The sequence below is a fragment of the Dokdonella fugitiva genome, assembly GCF_014138265.1.
Taxonomy (GTDB): domain Bacteria; phylum Pseudomonadota; class Gammaproteobacteria; order Xanthomonadales; family Rhodanobacteraceae; genus Dokdonella_A; species Dokdonella_A fugitiva_A.
The window spans coordinates 660,172-677,392 of record NZ_JACGXL010000002.1; the positions used below are offsets into that span (position 1 = coordinate 660,172).

General features: G+C 70.4%; 11 protein-coding genes and 1 pseudogene. 7 read left to right on the forward strand and 5 right to left on the reverse strand.

Annotated features, from left to right (window positions below):
• Window positions 1-78: 78 nt before the first annotated feature.
• From FHW12_RS08995 to FHW12_RS21805, 4 genes are all read left to right on the forward strand, one after another.
• Window positions 79-1,824: an LTA synthase family protein gene (locus FHW12_RS08995; RefSeq protein ID WP_182530664.1), complete on the forward strand. Its 1,746-nt coding sequence runs from the start codon at window positions 79-81 to the stop codon at window positions 1,822-1,824.
• An 85-nt stretch (window positions 1,825-1,909) separates the two neighbouring features.
• Window positions 1,910-3,124: a sterol desaturase family protein gene (locus FHW12_RS09000; protein WP_182530665.1), complete on the forward strand. Its 1,215-nt coding sequence runs from the start codon at window positions 1,910-1,912 to the stop codon at window positions 3,122-3,124.
• A 72-nt stretch (window positions 3,125-3,196) separates the two neighbouring features.
• Window positions 3,197-3,976 (forward strand): hypothetical protein, encoded by a 780-nt coding sequence (locus FHW12_RS09005; RefSeq protein WP_182530666.1) that lies wholly within the window; start codon window positions 3,197-3,199, stop codon window positions 3,974-3,976.
• A gap of 8 nt (window positions 3,977-3,984) precedes the next feature.
• On the forward strand, window positions 3,985-4,248 hold the full coding sequence (locus FHW12_RS21805; protein WP_428993626.1) for a hypothetical protein: 264 nt from the start codon (window positions 3,985-3,987) through the stop codon (window positions 4,246-4,248).
• Window positions 4,249-4,317: 69 nt separating this feature from the next.
• Here the strand turns inward: FHW12_RS21805 and FHW12_RS09010 are convergent.
• Both FHW12_RS09010 and FHW12_RS09015 read right to left on the reverse strand, forming a co-directional pair.
• Window positions 4,318-6,321 (reverse strand): annotated as a pseudogene (locus tag FHW12_RS09010) (protein kinase domain-containing protein); the annotation flags it as partial.
• Between the two features lie 290 nt (window positions 6,322-6,611).
• Window positions 6,612-7,211, reverse strand: coding sequence for an ECF-type sigma factor (locus tag FHW12_RS09015; RefSeq protein ID WP_182530668.1), 600 nt, complete (start codon window positions 7,209-7,211; stop codon window positions 6,612-6,614).
• Window positions 7,212-7,409: 198 nt separating this feature from the next.
• On the opposite strand from FHW12_RS09015, the gene FHW12_RS09020 reads away from it, so the two are divergent.
• Window positions 7,410-7,853 (forward strand): hypothetical protein, encoded by a 444-nt coding sequence (locus FHW12_RS09020; RefSeq protein WP_182530669.1) that lies wholly within the window; start codon window positions 7,410-7,412, stop codon window positions 7,851-7,853.
• A 195-nt stretch (window positions 7,854-8,048) separates the two neighbouring features.
• Here FHW12_RS09020 and FHW12_RS09025 read toward each other — a convergent pair whose 3' ends face one another.
• Window positions 8,049-8,822 (reverse strand): MBL fold metallo-hydrolase, encoded by a 774-nt coding sequence (locus tag FHW12_RS09025; protein WP_182530670.1) that lies wholly within the window; start codon window positions 8,820-8,822, stop codon window positions 8,049-8,051.
• A gap of 176 nt (window positions 8,823-8,998) precedes the next feature.
• Between FHW12_RS09025 and FHW12_RS09030 the strand changes: the two genes are divergently transcribed.
• Entirely contained in the window at window positions 8,999-12,547 is a 3,549-nt protein-coding gene (locus tag FHW12_RS09030) for an indolepyruvate ferredoxin oxidoreductase family protein (protein ID WP_182530671.1), read from the forward strand.
• Between the two features lie 141 nt (window positions 12,548-12,688).
• Window positions 12,689-16,054: a DEAD/DEAH box helicase gene (locus FHW12_RS09035; RefSeq protein ID WP_182530672.1), complete on the forward strand. Its 3,366-nt coding sequence runs from the start codon at window positions 12,689-12,691 to the stop codon at window positions 16,052-16,054.
• Window positions 16,055-16,082: 28 nt separating this feature from the next.
• On the opposite strand, the gene FHW12_RS09040 is transcribed toward FHW12_RS09035, so the two are convergent.
• On the reverse strand, window positions 16,083-16,649 hold the full coding sequence (locus FHW12_RS09040; protein WP_182530673.1) for a TetR/AcrR family transcriptional regulator: 567 nt from the start codon (window positions 16,647-16,649) through the stop codon (window positions 16,083-16,085).
• Entirely contained in the window at window positions 16,646-17,086 is a 441-nt protein-coding gene (locus FHW12_RS09045) for a periplasmic heavy metal sensor (RefSeq protein ID WP_182530674.1), read from the reverse strand. Before FHW12_RS09045 ends, FHW12_RS09040 begins: the two co-directional genes overlap by 4 nt.
• Between the last annotated feature and the right edge of the window lie 135 nt (window positions 17,087-17,221).

Sequence of the window (17,221 nt, forward strand, 5' to 3'; positions counted from 1 at the left end):
CAAGGCGGCGGCCGTGTATGCTCTGCGGCGCAGCGACGATGCTGCGCCGCGGCGACTGCCGGGAGTCGACGGGCCGACATGGCGCCGCCACGAGCCTCTTCCCGACGCGAGTCGACGCCACGGATCGGCCTGCCGCTCGCGATCGTCGCCTACGCCGGCATCGCGCTGCTCGCCGGCGCCGTGCTCGTCGCCTGGCAGGATCCTGCATTCGCCGCCGACGGTGCCGCGCTCGCGGCCGCCGGCATGGTCGCGACGAACGCGATCCCCTCGCTCGTGCTCGCCCTGTTGCTGCTCGCGCTGACGCGGCGGCCACTGCTTGCGCTCGGCCTCGCCCTGCTGCCGTTGTATCTCCTCTACTGCGCCAACGCGATCAAGCTCGACTTGCTCGACACGCCGGTGCTGCCGGCGGACTTCGTCCTGCTCGGCCACCTCGGGGACGGTGGTGCGCTGCTGCTGCGCTACCTGCCTGCCGCGGCGATCGCCGCCGCGCTCGCGTGTGCGCTCGCGATCGCCGCGCTGTTGCGTTGGGAGCCCGTATGGCAGCGGCTGCGCGGCTGGCGGCGTGCCGTGCTCGGTGCGGCCGTGCTCGGCGTCGGCGCGAGCCTGCTCGCCGGCGTGACGCCGTGGTCGCGCGTCTACGCCGCGGCGGAGGCGGACTGGCAGGAATGGTCGCCGGCCGCGTCGGCCGAACACAGCGGCCTGCCGGCGACGCTGCTGCGCTACGCATGGGGCACGACGTTCGTGCTGCCGGCGCCCGACCGCACGCTCGCGCAGCGCTTCATGCGGGAGCACGCGACGGTCGCGGCGGGGCCGTCCGAGCGGCCGGACATCGTCGTCGTGCAGAGCGAATCGTTCTTCGATCCCGCGCGCCTGCGCGGCCTCGAACCGGCACAGGTGCTGCCCGAGTTCCGCCGCGTCGCCGCGCGGTCGCGCCACGGCGACCTGTGGGTGCCGACCTACGGCGGCGGCACGATCCGCACCGAGTTCGAGGTGCTGACCGGCATCGCGATGCGCTATTTCCCGGACGTGCAATACCCGTACTTCCGCCTCACCGCGACCGCGGTGCCGAGCCTCGCCAGCGTGCTCGCCGGGCACGGCTATTCGACGATCGCGGTGCATCCGCACGAACGCGATTTCTGGAACCGCGCCGCCGCGCTCGACCACCTCGGCTTCGCAGAATTCGACGGCGAGGAGACGTTCGGTGACGCCGCGCGCGTCGGCTGGTACATCGGCGACGACGCGCTCGTCGACCACGTACTGCGGCGGCTCGACGCGTCGCCCGGGCCCGCGTTCGTGTTCGCGATCAGCATGGAGAACCACGGCCCGTACGACGGTTTCCCGAACGCGGACCCGCAGGACGTCGCGGCACAACCGGTGCCGCCCGGTGCGACCGGCGCGGCGGCCGATCGCCTGCGCGGTTACCTCTACCATCTTGCGCGCGCCGACCGCGCGCTCGGCCGCCTCGTCGATGCGTTGAAGCAGCGACCGCGGCGCACGCTGCTGCTTTTCTACGGCGACCACCTGCCCGCGTTGCCGCGCATCTACGAAGGCGACGGCTTCGACGACGGCGGGAACGGACCGTCGCAACCGGTACCGTGGCTGCTGTTCGACAGCGCGCACGCCGAATCGGCGCCCGCGGACGAGGCGACCGCCTCGTTCTACCTCCCCGCGCTGCTGCTCGCACAAGCCGGCATCGACGACGCCTACTTCGCCGCGCTCGAATCGGCACGGCGGCTCGACCAGCCGGGGCCGCACTGGACCCCGCGCGAGGACCAGCCGCTCGGCGCGATCATGCAGCTGCGCCAGCGCGGCGACGCCCCCTGAGCAGCGATGCCGCTGCGCGGGCGGCGGCCACGGGTAGAATGCGCGCGGCGGGCGCCGCCTCGCGCCGCAGGGAAACGGGGGAAGCATGTCGAATCCGTCAGTGAGCCGCACGCCGTACGTGGTGCGCGATGCGATTCATGCGCACGTCGAGGTCGCGCGCGCGACCGTCGACGACACCGCGCGGTTCCTCGCCGGCAGCGGTCCGCTCAAGTTCGGCCAGGGCACGATCGCGACGATCGTCGCGTTCTCGCTCGGCTTCCTCTGCCTGCTCGGCGTGCTCGCGTTCCATTTTCCCGAATACCTGACCACGCCGGAGCTGCGCCACAAGTATTCCGTCGACTTGCTGCGCCAGTTGCTGCTCGTCGCGCTGCTCGTCGCCGGCGGCCTGTCGCTCGCGAACCTCGTGCTCGGCATCCGCCGCAACCTCAACCTGGTCTCGTTCGCGTTCGTGATCGTCGCGGTCGCGCTCGGCGGCTCGCGCGTGCCGGTCGGCGACTTCCCCGACCACACGCCTTACATCGGCCTCGACTGGTTCATCCTCGACCTGCTCGGCTCGACCGTCGTGTTCGTCGCGATCGAGAAGCTGTTCCCGCTGTACAAGCAGCAGACCGTGTTCCGGCCGGAGTGGCAGACCGACCTCAAGCACTTCGCGGTCAACCATTTCCTCGTCGGCCTGATCCTGCTCACGGTGAACTTCACCATCCACCACGGCTTCGCCTGGCTCGTCAGCCACGACTTCCAGCTCGCCGTGCAGCGCCTGTGGTTCGTGCCGCAGCTGCTGCTGTGCATCCTCGTCGCCGACCTCGCGCAGTACTGGACGCATCGCGCATACCACGAGGTGCCGTTCCTGTGGAAATTCCACGCGGTGCACCACAGCGCGAAGACGATGGACTGGCTCGCCGGTTCGCGCCAGCACGTCGCCGAGATCGTGTTCACGCGCGTGTGCGTGCTCGCGCCGCTGTTCGTGCTCGGCTTCAGCGAGGCGGTGATCAACACCTACATCATCGTGGTCGGTTTCCAGGCCGTGCTCAACCACGCCAACGTGCACCTGCCGTGGGGGCCGTTGAAGTACCTGATCGTGACGCCGGACTTCCACCACTGGCACCACTCGTCCGACGACGAGGCGATCGACCGCAACTACGCCGCGCACTATTCGTTCCTCGACTACCTGTTCGGCACCGCGGTGAAGGTGCCCGCGCACAAGCCGCTGCCGGCGAAGTACGGCGTGGTCGGCGACTACATGCCGGACGGCTGGCGCGCGCAGCAGGCGTTTCCGTTCCGTGCGACGCGTGCTCCCTGAGCCCGGCGCGACACTTGAACGAAAATCTTCGTAGATATAGTCTTGCATTCGTATCCCATTGGAGCCCAAACGATGTTCAGTCCGCGCCGCGCATTCCTCGCACTGCTCGCTTTCCCTTCGCTCGCCATGGCTGGCTTGTGCGATACGCCGCAGTTTTCCGGCGGCGGCTGCAGCCAGACACGTACAGCGCAGATGCAGGCGGGATGGGTGCCGTCGGCGTTCGGAGAGACCACGGATTTCCGGTGCAGCCTGGATCGGTCCGTGTTCATCAACTGGCACATGAACGTCTACCTCGAGGACATCCCGTTGCCGTCCGACGGCTCCGAGATCACGTTGCTCGAACTGTCGCTCGACGACGAAGCGGCCAAGGATGCCGGGCCGGTGCTGCCGGGCACCACGACGGATGGCGCGTCCGGCACGCCGGTGCGCGACGCGGATGCGGACTCGCCTTCCAGCAAGGGCGTGCTGTCGCTGACGCTGGCGAGGTCGGCCACGGGCATGCGGGCGATCCGCTTCACGTGGCGCGAGGGAGATCCGCTCGCATCGGTCGTGCGCACGAGTCGCTTCGTGGGCGATCTCGGACCGACGGCACTGATCGAGCAGGTGTCCGGCGTATGGCCGTCGGTCGACGTCTACATCACGCCCAACCGGGACTGGTCCTCGCTCGATCTGAGCGTGGAGAGTGACCAACAGGAGCTGATCCACCACGTTCTTACGCCGGCGACGGGCGTGGACCGCGTCCACGTACCGCGGCGCCTGCGCACCGGGCTCCTCGGTGGCGAGCTCGCCGACGGGATGCGTAGCACGTTCTGGTTCTACGAGCAGCCGGGAATCTGCACGAACACCTACTGACGAAGTGGTTGCATCGACGCGACGCAGGTGCGGATCCGTCGCGTCTGCGGGTCCGAGGGCGCGTAGCGGTCGAGGACCTGGAGGGCGCTTTCCAGTTCGGCGGTAGCGGCGGCGTCGGGTCCCTGCGCGAGCGTGTCGCAGGCCAGCTCCGCGCGCGCCATCGCCTTGTTGACGCCGCGCGGCGCCGCCAGCCGTTCGAACGTCGCGAGCGCGTCGCGCAAGGTGCGGCGCGCTTCGTCATGGCGGCCCAGTTCGCGCAGGCTCGAGCCTAGCGCGAGGCGATAGATCGCCAGATTGAAGTGATCGGCAGGCCAGTGCCGGCTGCCGGTCGCGACCGCCGCCTGCAGATGCCGCAAGGCGCCATCCCGATCCTTGCCGGATGTCTGCAACAGCAGGCCGAGGTTGTATTCGAGTACGGCGACCTGGAGCGAATCCGCGCCGTAGACGTCGAGTCGGACGCGCAATGATTTCTCGACGAGGCTGATCGCTTCGTCGACGTTGCCACGCGCCTCGGCGATCGTCGCCAGCGTGTTCAGGGCCGACGATGCCTGCGAACTGTGCTCACCATAGATCGACGCTGAAAGCGTGAGCGCTTCGCGCGCATACCCGTCCGCGCGATCGGTATCGCCTTTGTTGCGCGCCAGCACGGCGAGCGCGGAAAGGATTTCCGCCAAGGCGGGGTCGTCCGCCTCGAGGCGCGATCGCGCTCTGGGCAGTACGCCGGTGAGCAGCGTCGCCGCCTCGTCGAAGGAGCCGATCGTGCGAAGGTTGGTCGCGAGGCGAATGGCCGCGTGCAACGTGCGAGGTTCGTCATTTCCGTGCGCGCCGGAGACGAGGGCGAGGTTCTCGCGCCAGATCGGCGTGGCGTCCTTCGGCTTGGCGAGGCCTTCGAGCGCGGTGGCTTCGGCCTCGAGTAGTGACGACCGATGCTCGGTATCCAGCGTCGCGCCGAGCGCGATCGTCGCGTTCACCAGGTCGAGCGCCTCCTGCGCCTTGCCGTTCGCGTTGGCGAGCCGGGCCAGCTGCAGCCGGCTCTCCGCCAACTCGGTCGCGTCGGCGCCGCCGCTTTCGCGCAACTTCGATGCCTGTTGCGCGAGATCGCGCGACGTCGCGAGATCGTCGACGACGAAGTAGACGTCGCTGAGCGCCGCCAGCATCGTCGCGCGCAGCTCGGGTTGCGCCGCCAGGCCGGCATCAAGGCGCGCCCGCCCGCGGTCGAGCAGCTCGCGGGCGCTGAGCGGATGGCCGCGCGTGCGCTCCGGCGACGTCGATCGGAACAGATCGACGAGGAACTCCGCCGCCGCACGCGCCCGCGACTGCTGGAACAGCGCTTCACGCTCGCGCTGCCGCGCTTCGTCGCGCTGCCGCGCGAGCTCGCGGTTGGCGGCGACGCCGTAGGCGATGAAGCCGACCAGCAAGCCCGCCGCGAGCGCAGCGAAGCCGACGGCCACCGCATGGCGGCGCATGAAGCGCCGCGCGCGGTAGCCGCGCTCGTGCGCCCGGATCGAGATAGGCCGGCGCGCGAGGTGGCGTCCGACGTCGTCGGCGAGCGCGGCGACCGAGACATAGCGTTGTTGCGGGTCCTTCGCGAGGCAGTGCGCGGCGATCGCGTCGATGTCGCCCTGCAGCGCGCGCCGCAACGCGCGCGGATCGGCGCCGCCGCGCCGCCGCGCGGCCTCGTCGTCGACCATCGTGCCCGGCAGCCGTGGCGGCGCGTGCAGGACGCGGTCCATCACGGCGTCCGCATCGAGGCCGTCGACGTCGATCGGGCGTGCGCCGCCGGCAAGCTCGCACAGCAGCACGCCGAGCGCGTAGACGTCGGCCGCGACGCCGACCGGGTCCTGCCGGAACTGTTCCGGGGCGGCCGAATGCGGAGACAGGAAGACACCGGACGCGGACGCCTCGCCGTGATCGGACGCCCCGTCCACGATCCGCATCGCGATGCCGAAGTCGAGCAGCTTGGCGAGGCCGTCGTCCCGCACCAGCACGTTGGCCGCCTTGATGTCGCGATGCACGACGAGCTGTGCGTGTGCGTACTGGACGGCGGCACAGACGTCGAGGAAGAGCGCGAGGCGGGCGCGCAGCGGCAGCGCACGCTCGTCGCAATGGCGCGTGATCGGCGTGCCTTCGACGTACTCCATCGCGAAATACGCGGTGCCGTCCTGTGCGGTGCCGGCGTCGATGAGGCGCGCGATGTGCGGGTGCTCCAGCGCGGCGAGCAAGCGGTACTCGCGCGCGAGGCGCGGCGCGGCGTCGGTGCCGAAACGTGCGCCCGAGACGAGTTTGAGCGCGACCCGTTGCGCGACCGTATCGTCGTCGCGTTCGGCGAGGTAGACCACGCCCATGCCGCCGCGCGCGAGTTCCCGCACGACGCGGAATGCGCCGAAGCGGGCTCCGGGCACCGCCTCGCTCCAGAGCGCGTCGACGCCGGCATCGATGCCGCGCGCGATGCGGTCGTCGCGGGTCGGGGCGAGATCGGCGTGGGTGGCGAGCAGCCGCTCGACCAGCGCGCGCAGCTCCGGTTCCCCGGTGGTCGCGTCGAGCAGTCGGCGGCGCCGCTCGGCGTCGTCGAGGTCGACGCAGGCGTCGAAGAGATCGCGTGCACGCGTCCAGCGCGCCGCTTCGTCGTCGCGATTCACGTTCCGGCAGCCGGCGCGCCGGGTTCGAGGCGCGCGTGCAGCCACGCGCGCGCGAATTGCCAGGAGCGCTTGACCGTGCGTTCGGACACATCGAGCACGTCGCCGACCTCGGGCACGGTCAGTCCGGCGAAATAGCGCAGCTCCACGATCTCGGCGGCGCGCGCATCGATGGACGAGAGTTCGTCGATGAGTCGATCGACCTCGACGAGATCGGCCAGCGATCCGCCGTCGGCGACGTCGACCTCGCCACCGAGTTCGTCGAGGCTGAGCGGCGCCTGCGCGCCCCCGCGCTTCTCGGCGCCGCGTTCGCGGAAGTGGTCGGCGACGACGCGGCGCATCACGCGCGCGGCGATCGCGAGGAAGTGCTGGCGGTTGCGGAAATCGGCGCGCTGACCCGGGAAGAGCCGCGCGTAGGCCTCGCCGATGAGATCGGTCGGCTGCCACGTCATCGGCGCGCTGCGGCGCAGACGATGCGCGGCGAGCTGGCGCAGCAGGGGATAGAGGTGCGTGAACAGCGCGAGCTCGTCGTCCTTGCTGCCTCCGTTGCGCCAGCGGTGGAGGAGGGCGGTGATCTCGTCCGAATCGGGAGTGGGCATCGTCGAAGCCGTGTCGTTGTGCGTCGGGACCGTGGCCCGCTTTTCCAGGAATCGCCGCGTCGTTGAGGCAATGGGCGGATGGACCGCCCAGCCGTACCCGCCCCGGCCCGACCGGCGCGGTGGCCGGCGGACGTCTGCTTTCGGCCGCAGACGGACGAATCCTACTGGAGCCGAGTACCCAAGACGATCGAGGTCACCATGAACCATGCTCTCAGCCGTTTCACCCAGCGCATCGCCAGCGGCTCCTGTGCCGCCGTCCTTGCCGCCGCCGGGTCGCTGTTCGCTGCCGTCGCGATGCCGGCATCGGCACAGGCCGCGCCGACGTTGACCTGCACGATCACGCCCGGCGGGACGCCGAGCACCACAAACTGCGGAACCAGCGTCGTCAACACGGCGTACAACGCGAACTTCGTCGTCACGGGACTGCCGTCAGGCACGTACAGCTACGCGTGGACGGCCACCGGTGCGCTGCCGCAGCCGATCTCGTGCTCCGGCTCGATCTGCAACCAGGCGCTCGATGCCGACCATCAGGATGTGCGCGAGAAGGTGCAGGTCGTCGCGACGAACACCGCGACGAACGCGACGTACACGCTGAGCGTGCGCGTCGGCCTGTTCGCAGTCTGCGGCGCCTACCTCTGCTGAAGACGGGCGATCGACCGTTCCGGCGCCATGCGGCCAGCGTGCCGCATGGCGTGGCCTTCGCCGTGCCGGAGCGCATCCTCGCGGAAGCGGTTCGGGCCCGCGGATGATTCACGCGCGCAGCGGGCGTTCCGGCTTCGCGCCACGCGGATACCGTGAGATCGGCCATCGGAACGACGCGTCCGCGGTGAGCGGCCTTCAGAACAACGCGTCGTCGCGCGCCTCGAGCAGGTCGACGCCGCACTCGAGTCGTTCGATCCAGCCGATGAAGCGTTCGACATGGTCCTTGCCGCGGATCGGCAGGCCGTGTTGCGGCACGATCATGTCGATGTCGAGCCGGCGTGCGCGCCGGGCCCACCAGCGGCAGGCGCGATTGGACGCCATGTAGCGGCGATGGAACGCCGCCATGCGCGGGATGTGTGCGTCGAAATCCTCGACCGGCGCATACGGCGTGTCCGCACCGACCATCGATGCGCCGAGATCGCCGCTGAACAGGATGCGGCTGGCCGGATCGTAGAACTGGAAATTGCCGACGCTGTGCAGGAAATGCGCCGGCACGGCCTGCAGGTGGCTGCGTCCGAGCGGGATCTGCGCGCCCTCGTCCGGCAGCAGCAGGTAGCGGTCGCTGCCGGCATTCTTCTGGTAGTGCGGCACGCTGTGCGGAATGAAGCGTCCCCACAGGCGCGAGCAGACCACGCGCGCGCCCGTGTAGAGCAGCCAGCTGTCGACCGAGCCGATGATGTCCGGGTCCTGGTGCGAAGCGAGCACCCAGGTCAGTTCGCGCGGCTGCACGTAGGTGGTCAGCGCCATGTTGAGCGGCGTGTACAGCAAGGCGCCACCCGGATCGATGAGCGCCGATTCATTGCGGTCGACGACGAGGAACTGGTTCGCCTGCACGCCGTCGTCGCCGCGTACGAGGTCGGTGAAGGCGACGCAGAGGTGGTCGTCGCCGCGGAAGAGTTCGGTGGCCATGCGGGGCAAGCGTCGGAAGAGGCCGCCAGTCTGCACTCGCCCACCGGCGGCTCGGTGATCTGGATCAAGTGCCGTGCCGGCGCTCGTTGCGCCGGTCTCGGTTCGTCGGCGCGCGACCGGCCGCGCCCGACTGCTACAATCCCGCTCTTGTCCAGCCCCCTTCGCCGGTAGCCGCCATGTCCGTCCCCGCCAACCAGATCGAGCCCGTGCTCGTCGACCGCGAGTACACGCTCGAGCACAAGTACACGCGTACCGAAGGTCGCATCTACCTGTCCGGCGTGCAGGCGCTGGTGCGCCTGCCGCTCATGCAGCAGATGCGCGACCGCGCCGCGGGCCAGAACACGGCCGGCTTCATCTCGGGCTACCGCGGTTCACCGCTCGGTGGTTTCGACCTCGAGCTGTGGAAGGCGAAGAAGCATCTCGCGGCGTCGAACATCGAATTCACGCCCGGCCTCAACGAAGACCTCGGCGCGACGATGGTGTGGGGCACGCAGCAGGCGAACCTGTTCCCCGGCGCGAAGTACGACGGCGTGTTCTCGATGTGGTACGGCAAGGGTCCGGGTGTCGATCGCTGCGGCGACGTGTTCAAGCACGGCAACGCGGCCGGCACCTCGGCGTTCGGCGGCGTGCTCGCGCTCGCGGCCGACGACCATGCCTGCCGCTCGTCGACGCTGCCGCACGGCAGCGAGCTCGAGTTCGTCTCGGCGATGATGCCGGTGCTGAACCCCGCCGGCGTGCAGGACATCCTCGACATGGGCCTGCTCGGCTGGGCGATGTCGCGCTTCACCGGGCGTTGGGTCGGCTTCAAGACGATCGCCGAGACGGTCGAGTCGTCGGCGTCGGTCAACGTCAATCCGCACCAGCTCGACATCGTGCTGCCGGAGGACTTCGCGCTGCCCGCGGGTGGCCTCAACATCCGCTGGCCGGATCCGCCGCTGAACCAGGAGATGCGCCTGCACCAGTACGCGGTGCAGGCCTCGCAGGCGTTCGCGCGCGCGAACCGCATCGACCGCGTCGTGCTCGATTCGCCGAAGGCGCGCCTGGGCATCGTCACCACCGGCAAGAGCTACCTCGACGTGCTGCAGGCGCTCGAGTACCTCGGCATCAGCGCCGCGATGGCGCGCGACATCGGTATCCGCGTCTACAAGGTCGGCATGACCTGGCCGCTCGAACCGATCGGCATCCGCGCGTTCGCGCGCGGCCTCGAGGACGTCATCGTCGTCGAGGAGAAGCGTTCCTTCATCGAGTCGCAGATGAAGGAATACATGTTCAACTGGGACGCTCGCCCGCACATCGTCGGCAAGTACGACGAGGAAGGGAACTGGATCCTGCCGTCGACGAACGAACTGACGCCGGCGATGATCGCGCTGGTGATCGCCAAGCGCCTCGGCCGCTTCTTCACCAGCGAGGCGATGACCTCGCGCGTCGCGTGGATCGAGGCGAAGGAAAAGGAACTCACGCTGCCGCGCGCGAACTTCCCGCGTGCCGCGCACTACTGCTCGGGCTGCCCGCACAACACCTCCACCGCGGTGCCGGAAGGCTCGCGCGCGCTCGGCGGCATCGGCTGCCACTACATGGTCACCTGGATGGACCGGCGCACCGACACCTTCACGCAGATGGGCGGCGAAGGCGTCACCTGGTGCGGCCAGGCGCCGTTCACCGAGACCAAGCACGTGTTCCAGAACCTCGGTGACGGCACCTACTTCCATTCCGGCTCGCTGGCGATCCGCCAGGCGATCGCGGCGAAGGTCAACATCACCTACAAGATCCTCTACAACGACGCCGTCGCGATGACCGGCGGCCAGCCCGTCGACGGCACGCTCACCGTGCCCGACATCGCGCACCAGGTGCGCAGCGAGGGCGTGCAGACGATCATCGTGATGTCCGACGACATCGCCAAGTGGAGCCAGCCGGAGATCTTCCCGACCGGCGTCGAGTTCATCCACCGCGACGAGCTCGACGCGGTGCAGAAGCGCCTGCGCGACGTGCCGGGCGTGTCCGTGCTCATCTACGACCAGACCTGCGCGACCGAGAAGCGCCGCCGCCGCAAGCGCGGCAAGATGGTCGACCCGAACAAGCGCATCTTCATCAACTCGCTCGTCTGCGAAGGCTGCGGCGACTGCGGCGAGAAGTCGTTCTGCGTGTCGGTGTTGCCGAAGGACACCGAGTACGGGCGCAAGCGCGAGATCGACCAGAGCAACTGCAACAAGGACTTCTCCTGCGTGAAGGGCTTCTGCCCGAGCTTCGTCTCGGTCGTCGGCGGCGGCCTCAGGAAGAAGAAGGGCAAGGGCGCGGTCGACTTCTCGGCGTTGCCGTCGCCGGCGTTCGCGAGCGACCTCGCCCAGCCGTGGAACATCCTCGTCACCGGCATCGGCGGCACCGGCGTCGTCACGATCGGCGCGCTGATCGGCATGGCCGCTCACCTCGAAGGCAAGGGCGGCACCGTGCTCGACCAGACCGGCCTCGCGCAGAAGGGCGGCGCGGTCACCTGCCACCTGCGCATCGCGAAGACGCCGGCGGACATCCACGCGGTGCGCATCGCCGCGGGCGAGGCCGACCTCGTGCTCGGCTGCGACATGGTCGTGGTCAACGACTACTGGGCGCTGTCGAAGATCCGCGCCGGCCGCGCGCGCGTCGTGCTGAACAGCTACGAGGCGATGCCCGGCACGTTCACCACCAAGCCGGACATGCAGTTCCCGGCGCAGGGCATCATCGACGCGGTGCGCACCGCGCTCGGCGGCGAATCGCCCGAGGTCGTCGACGCGACCGAGCTCGCGACCGCGCTGCTCGGCGACACGATCGCGGCGAACCTGTTCATGCTCGGCTACGCCTGGCAGAAGGGCTGGGTGCCGCTCTCGCACGACGCGCTCATGCGCGCGATCGAGCTCAATGGCGCCGCGATCGAGATGAACAAGGCCGCGTTCGCGTGGGGCCGCATGGGCGCGCACGACATCGCGAGCGTGCGCGAAGCCGCGGGCATCGCGCCGCACCGGACGTCGGGTGCGATCCCGCTCGCGCTGCCGTCGCGCAGCGTCGCCGCCGATCCGCTCGACGACGCGACGCTGAGCGCGAGCCTCGACGAGCAGGTCGCGCGGCGCGTGAAGTTCCTCACCGGTTACCAGAACGCGGCCTACGCGGCGAAGTACAAGGCGCTCGTCGACAAGGTGCGCGCGGCCGAACAGGCGAAGGCACCGGGTTCGGGCAAGCTCGCCGAAGCGGTCGCGCGCTACGCATTCAAGTTGATGGCGTACAAGGACGAGTACGAGGTCGCGCGCCTGTACACGAGCGGCGAGTTCGAACAGCGCATCAAGGACACGTTCGACGGCGACTACAAGCTGCACTTCAACCTCGCGCCGCCGTTGTTCGCGAAGAAGGACGCCGAAGGCAAGCTGCGCAAGGCCGAGTACGGGCCGTGGGTGTTCTCCGCGTTCCGCTTGCTCGCGAAACTGCGCGGACTGCGCGGCAGCGCGCTCGACGTGTTCGGCTACACCGCCGAGCGGCGCATGGAGCGCCGCCTGATCGCCGACTACGGCAAGACCGTCGACGAGCTGCTCGCCGGCCTCTCGCCCGGCAATCTCGCGCTCGCGGTCGACATCGCCTCGGTGCCCGAACAGATCCGCGGTTACGGCCACGTCAAGGAACGCCACCACGCCGCCGCGATGAAGCGCCAGGACGACCTGCTCGCGGCCTGGCGCAATCCGCTCGGTTCGCGCGTCGCCGCCTAAGGCCGACCGCCCGCGCCGGCGTGCGCGCCGGCACGGCGGTCGCGCGCGCCGCCCGGCGCTTGGCGTCGCGCGTCGTCCCGCGCTGGACGCCGATGCGTCGATGCGTGCACCATGCAAGGTTGGACTGCTCCGGTCATCCGCATGGACGAGACCACCTTCCGCGATCTGCTGGCGCGCCACTGGACCACGCTGTTCGATCCGCACACGATCGAGAAGGGCGCGGACTACCTGCGGCGCGGCTATGTGCTCGGCGCGCACTACGAGGCCGGCGACGGCGAGGGCGCGCTGGTCGGCATGGTCGAGGGCACCGCGCGCGATCCGTACGCAGCCGGCGTGCGCCTCAAGTGGGACGGGCAGAACGCGCGGCTCGACAGCTACTGCACCTGTCCGCTCGAGTTCGAATGCAAGCACGTCGCCGCGACCGTGCTGTACGAACTCAAGGGCAAGCCGGCCGGGCAGCCGCGCACCGAACTCGAGCCGCCGACGCCGCAACTCGGCGCGTGGAAGGCATGGCTCGACGGCCTGCGCGCGCCGAGCGGCGATGCGCGCCTCGCGCGCGCGAACGACGACGCGCGCGGCGCGCGAGCGAACGACTCGGAAGGGTCGGTCTGCGCGATCATGCTGCGCGCGGACAACAGCCATCCGCTGCCGTCGCTGCAGGCGCAGGTCGTGCGCGTGAAGCCGGGCAAGAAGGGCGGCTACGCGACGCCGCAGCCGCTGCAGCCCTCGTGGGCCGATCCGGCGCCGTGGAGCGGCCTCGATGCCGACACGTTCCAGCTCGTCGCGGGCCTGCGCATGCGCGCGCCCGCGTTCGGCGGCAGCGGCGGCTGGTTCCAGCTCGCCAGCGGTGGCGACGAGCCGCTGCTCGAAACGCTGCTCGGCGCACTGCCGTGCTTCTTCGAAAAGGCGTCCGCGGGACGCCTCGTGCAGGGGCCGCTGCGCGCATTGCGCATCGGCTGGGAAGCGCGCGACGACGGCACGCAGAAGCTCGCGCTGAGTGTCGACGGTGCCGCCGCGAAGACGCGCCTGTTGCGTGTCGGCGGCCTCTGGTACTTCGATCCGGTCGCGCGCGAGCTCGGCCGCATCGACGGCAACACGCGCCTCGCCGAAGCGGTGCTGCGCGCGCCGCCGCTGCTGCCCGAGCAGGTGCCGCTGCTGATGGAGCGCTGGCGCGACACGCCGCTGCTCGCCGCGTTGCCGCCGCCGCTGGAGACCGCGGTCGAGCGCCGCACGGTCGCGCCGGTGCCGGTGCTCACCTTGCGCGCGGCGCCCGCGGTGACCGCGGCCGGTGCGCGTTACCAGGCCGGTTTCGCGCGCCTGGGCTACGACTACGGTGGCGTGCGCCTGCCGATGTTCCCCGCGCCCGCGCGCGAACGCCGCCGCGTCGGCGAACGCGTGGTCGAGATCGCGCGCGATCGCGCAAGCGAAGTCGCCGCGAGCGATCGCCTCGAGGAAGTCGGCCTGGTGCCCGCCGAGACGCTCGGTCGCCTGCCCGGCGTTCCCGCCGACGCGGTCACCGACAACGATTTCGTGCTCGAGCACGGCCGCGGCCAGGTCGGCGGTGCCGACCAGTTGTTCGCGCTCGCACCACGCCTGCGCGACCTCGGCTTCCGGCTCGAATCCGACGAAGGTTTCCCGTTCGCGCTGCTCGACGAGCCGAGCGACTGGTATGCCGAAGTCGACGAACAGACCGGCAATCCGTGGTTCGACCTGCGCCTCGGCATCGACGTCGGCGGCGAACGCATCGACCTGCTGCCCGTGCTGCACCGCCTGCTCACCGATCCCGCGTTCCCGCTCGTCGCGCGCAAGGGCGAGCCCGAGGACGCGATGTGGCTGGTGCCGATCGATGCGCGCCGGCGCGTGCCGCTGCCGCTGGCGAAGCTGCGCGCGTTGATCGCGCCGCTGCTCGAATGGCTGCAGGTACCGCTGCGCGAGGACGATGGCGCGCTGCGCCTGCGCCTGCGCCGCGCGCAGGCCGACGTGCTCGAGAAGGTCGCGAGCGGCATCGAGCGACCTTGGCGAGGCGGTGAACGTCTGCGCGCGCAACTCGAACGCCTGCGCGCACCGCGCGAGCCCGCGCGCGAGCCGGAAGGCTTTCGCGCGACCTTGCGCGGCTACCAGCGCGACGGCCTCGCCTGGCTCGGCTTCCTCGCCGACGCGGGCCTCGGCGGTATCCTCGCCGACGACATGGGCCTCGGCAAGACGGTGCAGGTGCTCGCCCACCTGCTCGCCGAGAAGCGTCGCGAGCGGCTCGACCGGCCAGCGCTCGTGCTGGCGCCGACCAGCCTCGTCGCGAACTGGGCCGACGAAGCCGCGCGGTTCGCGCCCGACCTCGACGTGCTCGTCGTGCACGGGCCGGAGCGGCACGGGCTGCATGAAGCGATCCCGCAGCACGACCTCGTCATCACGACCTACCCGTTGCTGCTGCGCGACCGCGACGCGCTCGTCGCGCACGCGTACTCGGTGCTCGTGCTCGACGAGGCGCAGGCGATCAAGAACGCGAAGAGCCAGGTCGCCAAGCTCGTGCGGGAGATCGACGCGCGCCAGCGCATCGCGATGACCGGCACGCCGCTGGAGAACCACCTCGGCGAACTGTGGGCCGAGTTCGACGCGGTCGAGCCGGGCCTGCTCGGCGACGAGAAGCATTTCACGCGCTTCTTCCGCACGCCGATCGAGAAGCACGGCGACGTCGAGCGGCGCGAGCGGCTGAACCGGCGCATCGCGCCGCTGCTGCTGCGCCGGCGCAAGGAGGACGTGCTGTCCGAGCTGCCGCCGAAGACCGAGATCGCGCGACGCATCGAACTCGAGGGCGACCAGCGCGAACTGTACGAAACCCTGCGCCTGACCCAGCACGAGCGCGTGCTCGACGAAGTGCGCCGGCGCGGCCTCGCGCAGAGCGGCATCGTCGTGCTCGACGCATTGCTCAAGCTGCGCCAGGCCTGCTGCGATCCGCGCCTGGTCAAGCTCGAAGGCGCGCGCGGCGTGCAGGGCTCGGCCAAGCTCGAGTACCTGCTCGACCTGCTCGGCAGCCTGGTCGAGGAAGGTCGGCGCGTGCTCGTGTTCAGCCAGTTCGCCGAGATGCTAGGGCTCGTCGCGCACGCGCTCGACGAACGCGGCCTCGCCTACCAGAGCCTCACCGGCGACACGCCGGGCACGCAACGCGCGGCACTGGTCGAACGCTTCCAGGCCGGCGAAGTGCCGGTGTTCCTGATCAGCCTCAAGGCCGGCGGCGTCGGTCTCAACCTCACCGCGGCCGATACCGTCATCCATTACGACCCGTGGTGGAATCCCGCGGTCGAGGCGCAGGCGACCGATCGGGCGCACCGCATCGGCCAGGACAAGCCCGTGTTCGTCTACAAGCTCATCTGCGCAGGCACGGTCGAAGAGAAGATCCAGGGCCTGCAGCAGCGCAAGGCCGAACTCGCGCGCGCCGTGCTCGAAGGCGGCAGCACGCAGGCATTGCGCTTCGACGAGGCCGACGTCGCCGAGCTGTTCGCGCCGCTGTAGGCGACGCGGCGCGCTCCGACCGGCCGCCTCAACGCGTGCGTTGCGGCGCGAGCTCGACGAACGCGTCGATCGCCGCGCTCGCGCGCCGGCGGTCGCCGCCCGCGAGCACGGCAATGAACAGACCGTCGAACACGCCGCAACACAGCGTCGCGAGCGCGGCGCGCCGCTTCGACCGCGGCAACGCGCGCTCGAACAGTCCGAGCCGCTCGAACGTGCCGCGCTCGAGGTGGCGCGCCGGGCCGCCGTCGCGCGCGGCGAGCACCTGCAACTCGTACCAGAGCCGCAGGTAGGCGAAGTTGCGCTGCTTCAGTGCCCAGTCCCACAGGGTGCGCAGCAGCGTCACGCGCGGCGTGCGCTCGACCGCGCGCAGGAATGAATCATGCAGCTGCCGCTGGATCACCTGCAGCACTTCGCCGAGCAGGCCATCCTTGGAGCCGTAGTGGTAGACGAGCAGGCGCGCACTCGTGCCCGCGCGCGCGGCGAGCGGTCGCAGCGAAAGATCGGCGACGCCGCGCTCGAGCAGGCACTCGACCAGCGTCGCCGTGAGTTCGTCCTTGCGCGTCGCGCCGGCGCGACGCGCGGCGGCCGCAGTCACGACCGCGCCGGCGCCGCACCGTCGACGGGCGGAGGCGGGCGACGATCGCCGTCGTGCGCGTCGTCGCCGCGGCGCGCGTGCGGCAGCAGCCATTGCGCGTAGCGGCGATAGCCTTCGTCGCCGAGCAGCTTGCGGATGCGCTCGCCGCTCTGGTCGTCGATCCGCTCCGCCTCGTCGCGGTCGTGCCTGCGCTGCGTTTCGAACGCCGCGTGCGACTTGTCGCGCAGCGCTTCCAGCGCGTCGCGGCGTTCGCGCAGGATCCTGCGCAGTTCGGCCTGCTGCGCGGCGTCGACGCCGGGGATCGCGGCGAGGGCTTCGGCCGGCGGCACGTCGGCGCGGCCGCGCGGCGGCGGGCCGGGCTCGGGCGGCATCGGTTGCGCGCCTGCGCTGGCCGCGAGCATCGTGGTCAACAGGGCGGCCAAGGTCTGCGTCTTCATCGAACGGCTCCAGGGATGCGGCGGATCGCCGGAGCATGACGATCGCAACGGAATGCGCAGCGCGAACGCAGGGATCGTGGAGAAATCGAGGATTCACGCGCGCGCGCCTTGCGGTGCGCGGGGCCGGCGCTATCG

Excerpts from the sequence above, each read along its gene's own strand:
- FHW12_RS09045 (WP_182530674.1), bottom strand. The coding sequence starts at position 17,086 with ATGAAGACGCAGACCTTGGCCGCCCTGTTGACCACGATGCTCGCGGCC.
- FHW12_RS09015 (WP_182530668.1), bottom strand. The coding sequence starts at position 7,211 with ATGCCCACTCCCGATTCGGACGAGATCACCGCCCTCCTCCACCGCTGG.
- FHW12_RS08995 (WP_182530664.1), top strand. The coding sequence starts at position 79 with ATGGCGCCGCCACGAGCCTCTTCCCGACGCGAGTCGACGCCACGGATC.
- FHW12_RS09005 (WP_182530666.1), top strand. The coding sequence starts at position 3,197 with ATGTTCAGTCCGCGCCGCGCATTCCTCGCACTGCTCGCTTTCCCTTCG.
- FHW12_RS09035 (WP_182530672.1), top strand. The coding sequence starts at position 12,689 with ATGGACGAGACCACCTTCCGCGATCTGCTGGCGCGCCACTGGACCACG.
- FHW12_RS09030 (WP_182530671.1), top strand. The coding sequence starts at position 8,999 with ATGTCCGTCCCCGCCAACCAGATCGAGCCCGTGCTCGTCGACCGCGAG.
- FHW12_RS09000 (WP_182530665.1), top strand. The coding sequence starts at position 1,910 with ATGTCGAATCCGTCAGTGAGCCGCACGCCGTACGTGGTGCGCGATGCG.
- FHW12_RS09025 (WP_182530670.1), bottom strand. The coding sequence starts at position 8,822 with ATGGCCACCGAACTCTTCCGCGGCGACGACCACCTCTGCGTCGCCTTC.
- FHW12_RS09020 (WP_182530669.1), top strand. The coding sequence starts at position 7,410 with ATGAACCATGCTCTCAGCCGTTTCACCCAGCGCATCGCCAGCGGCTCC.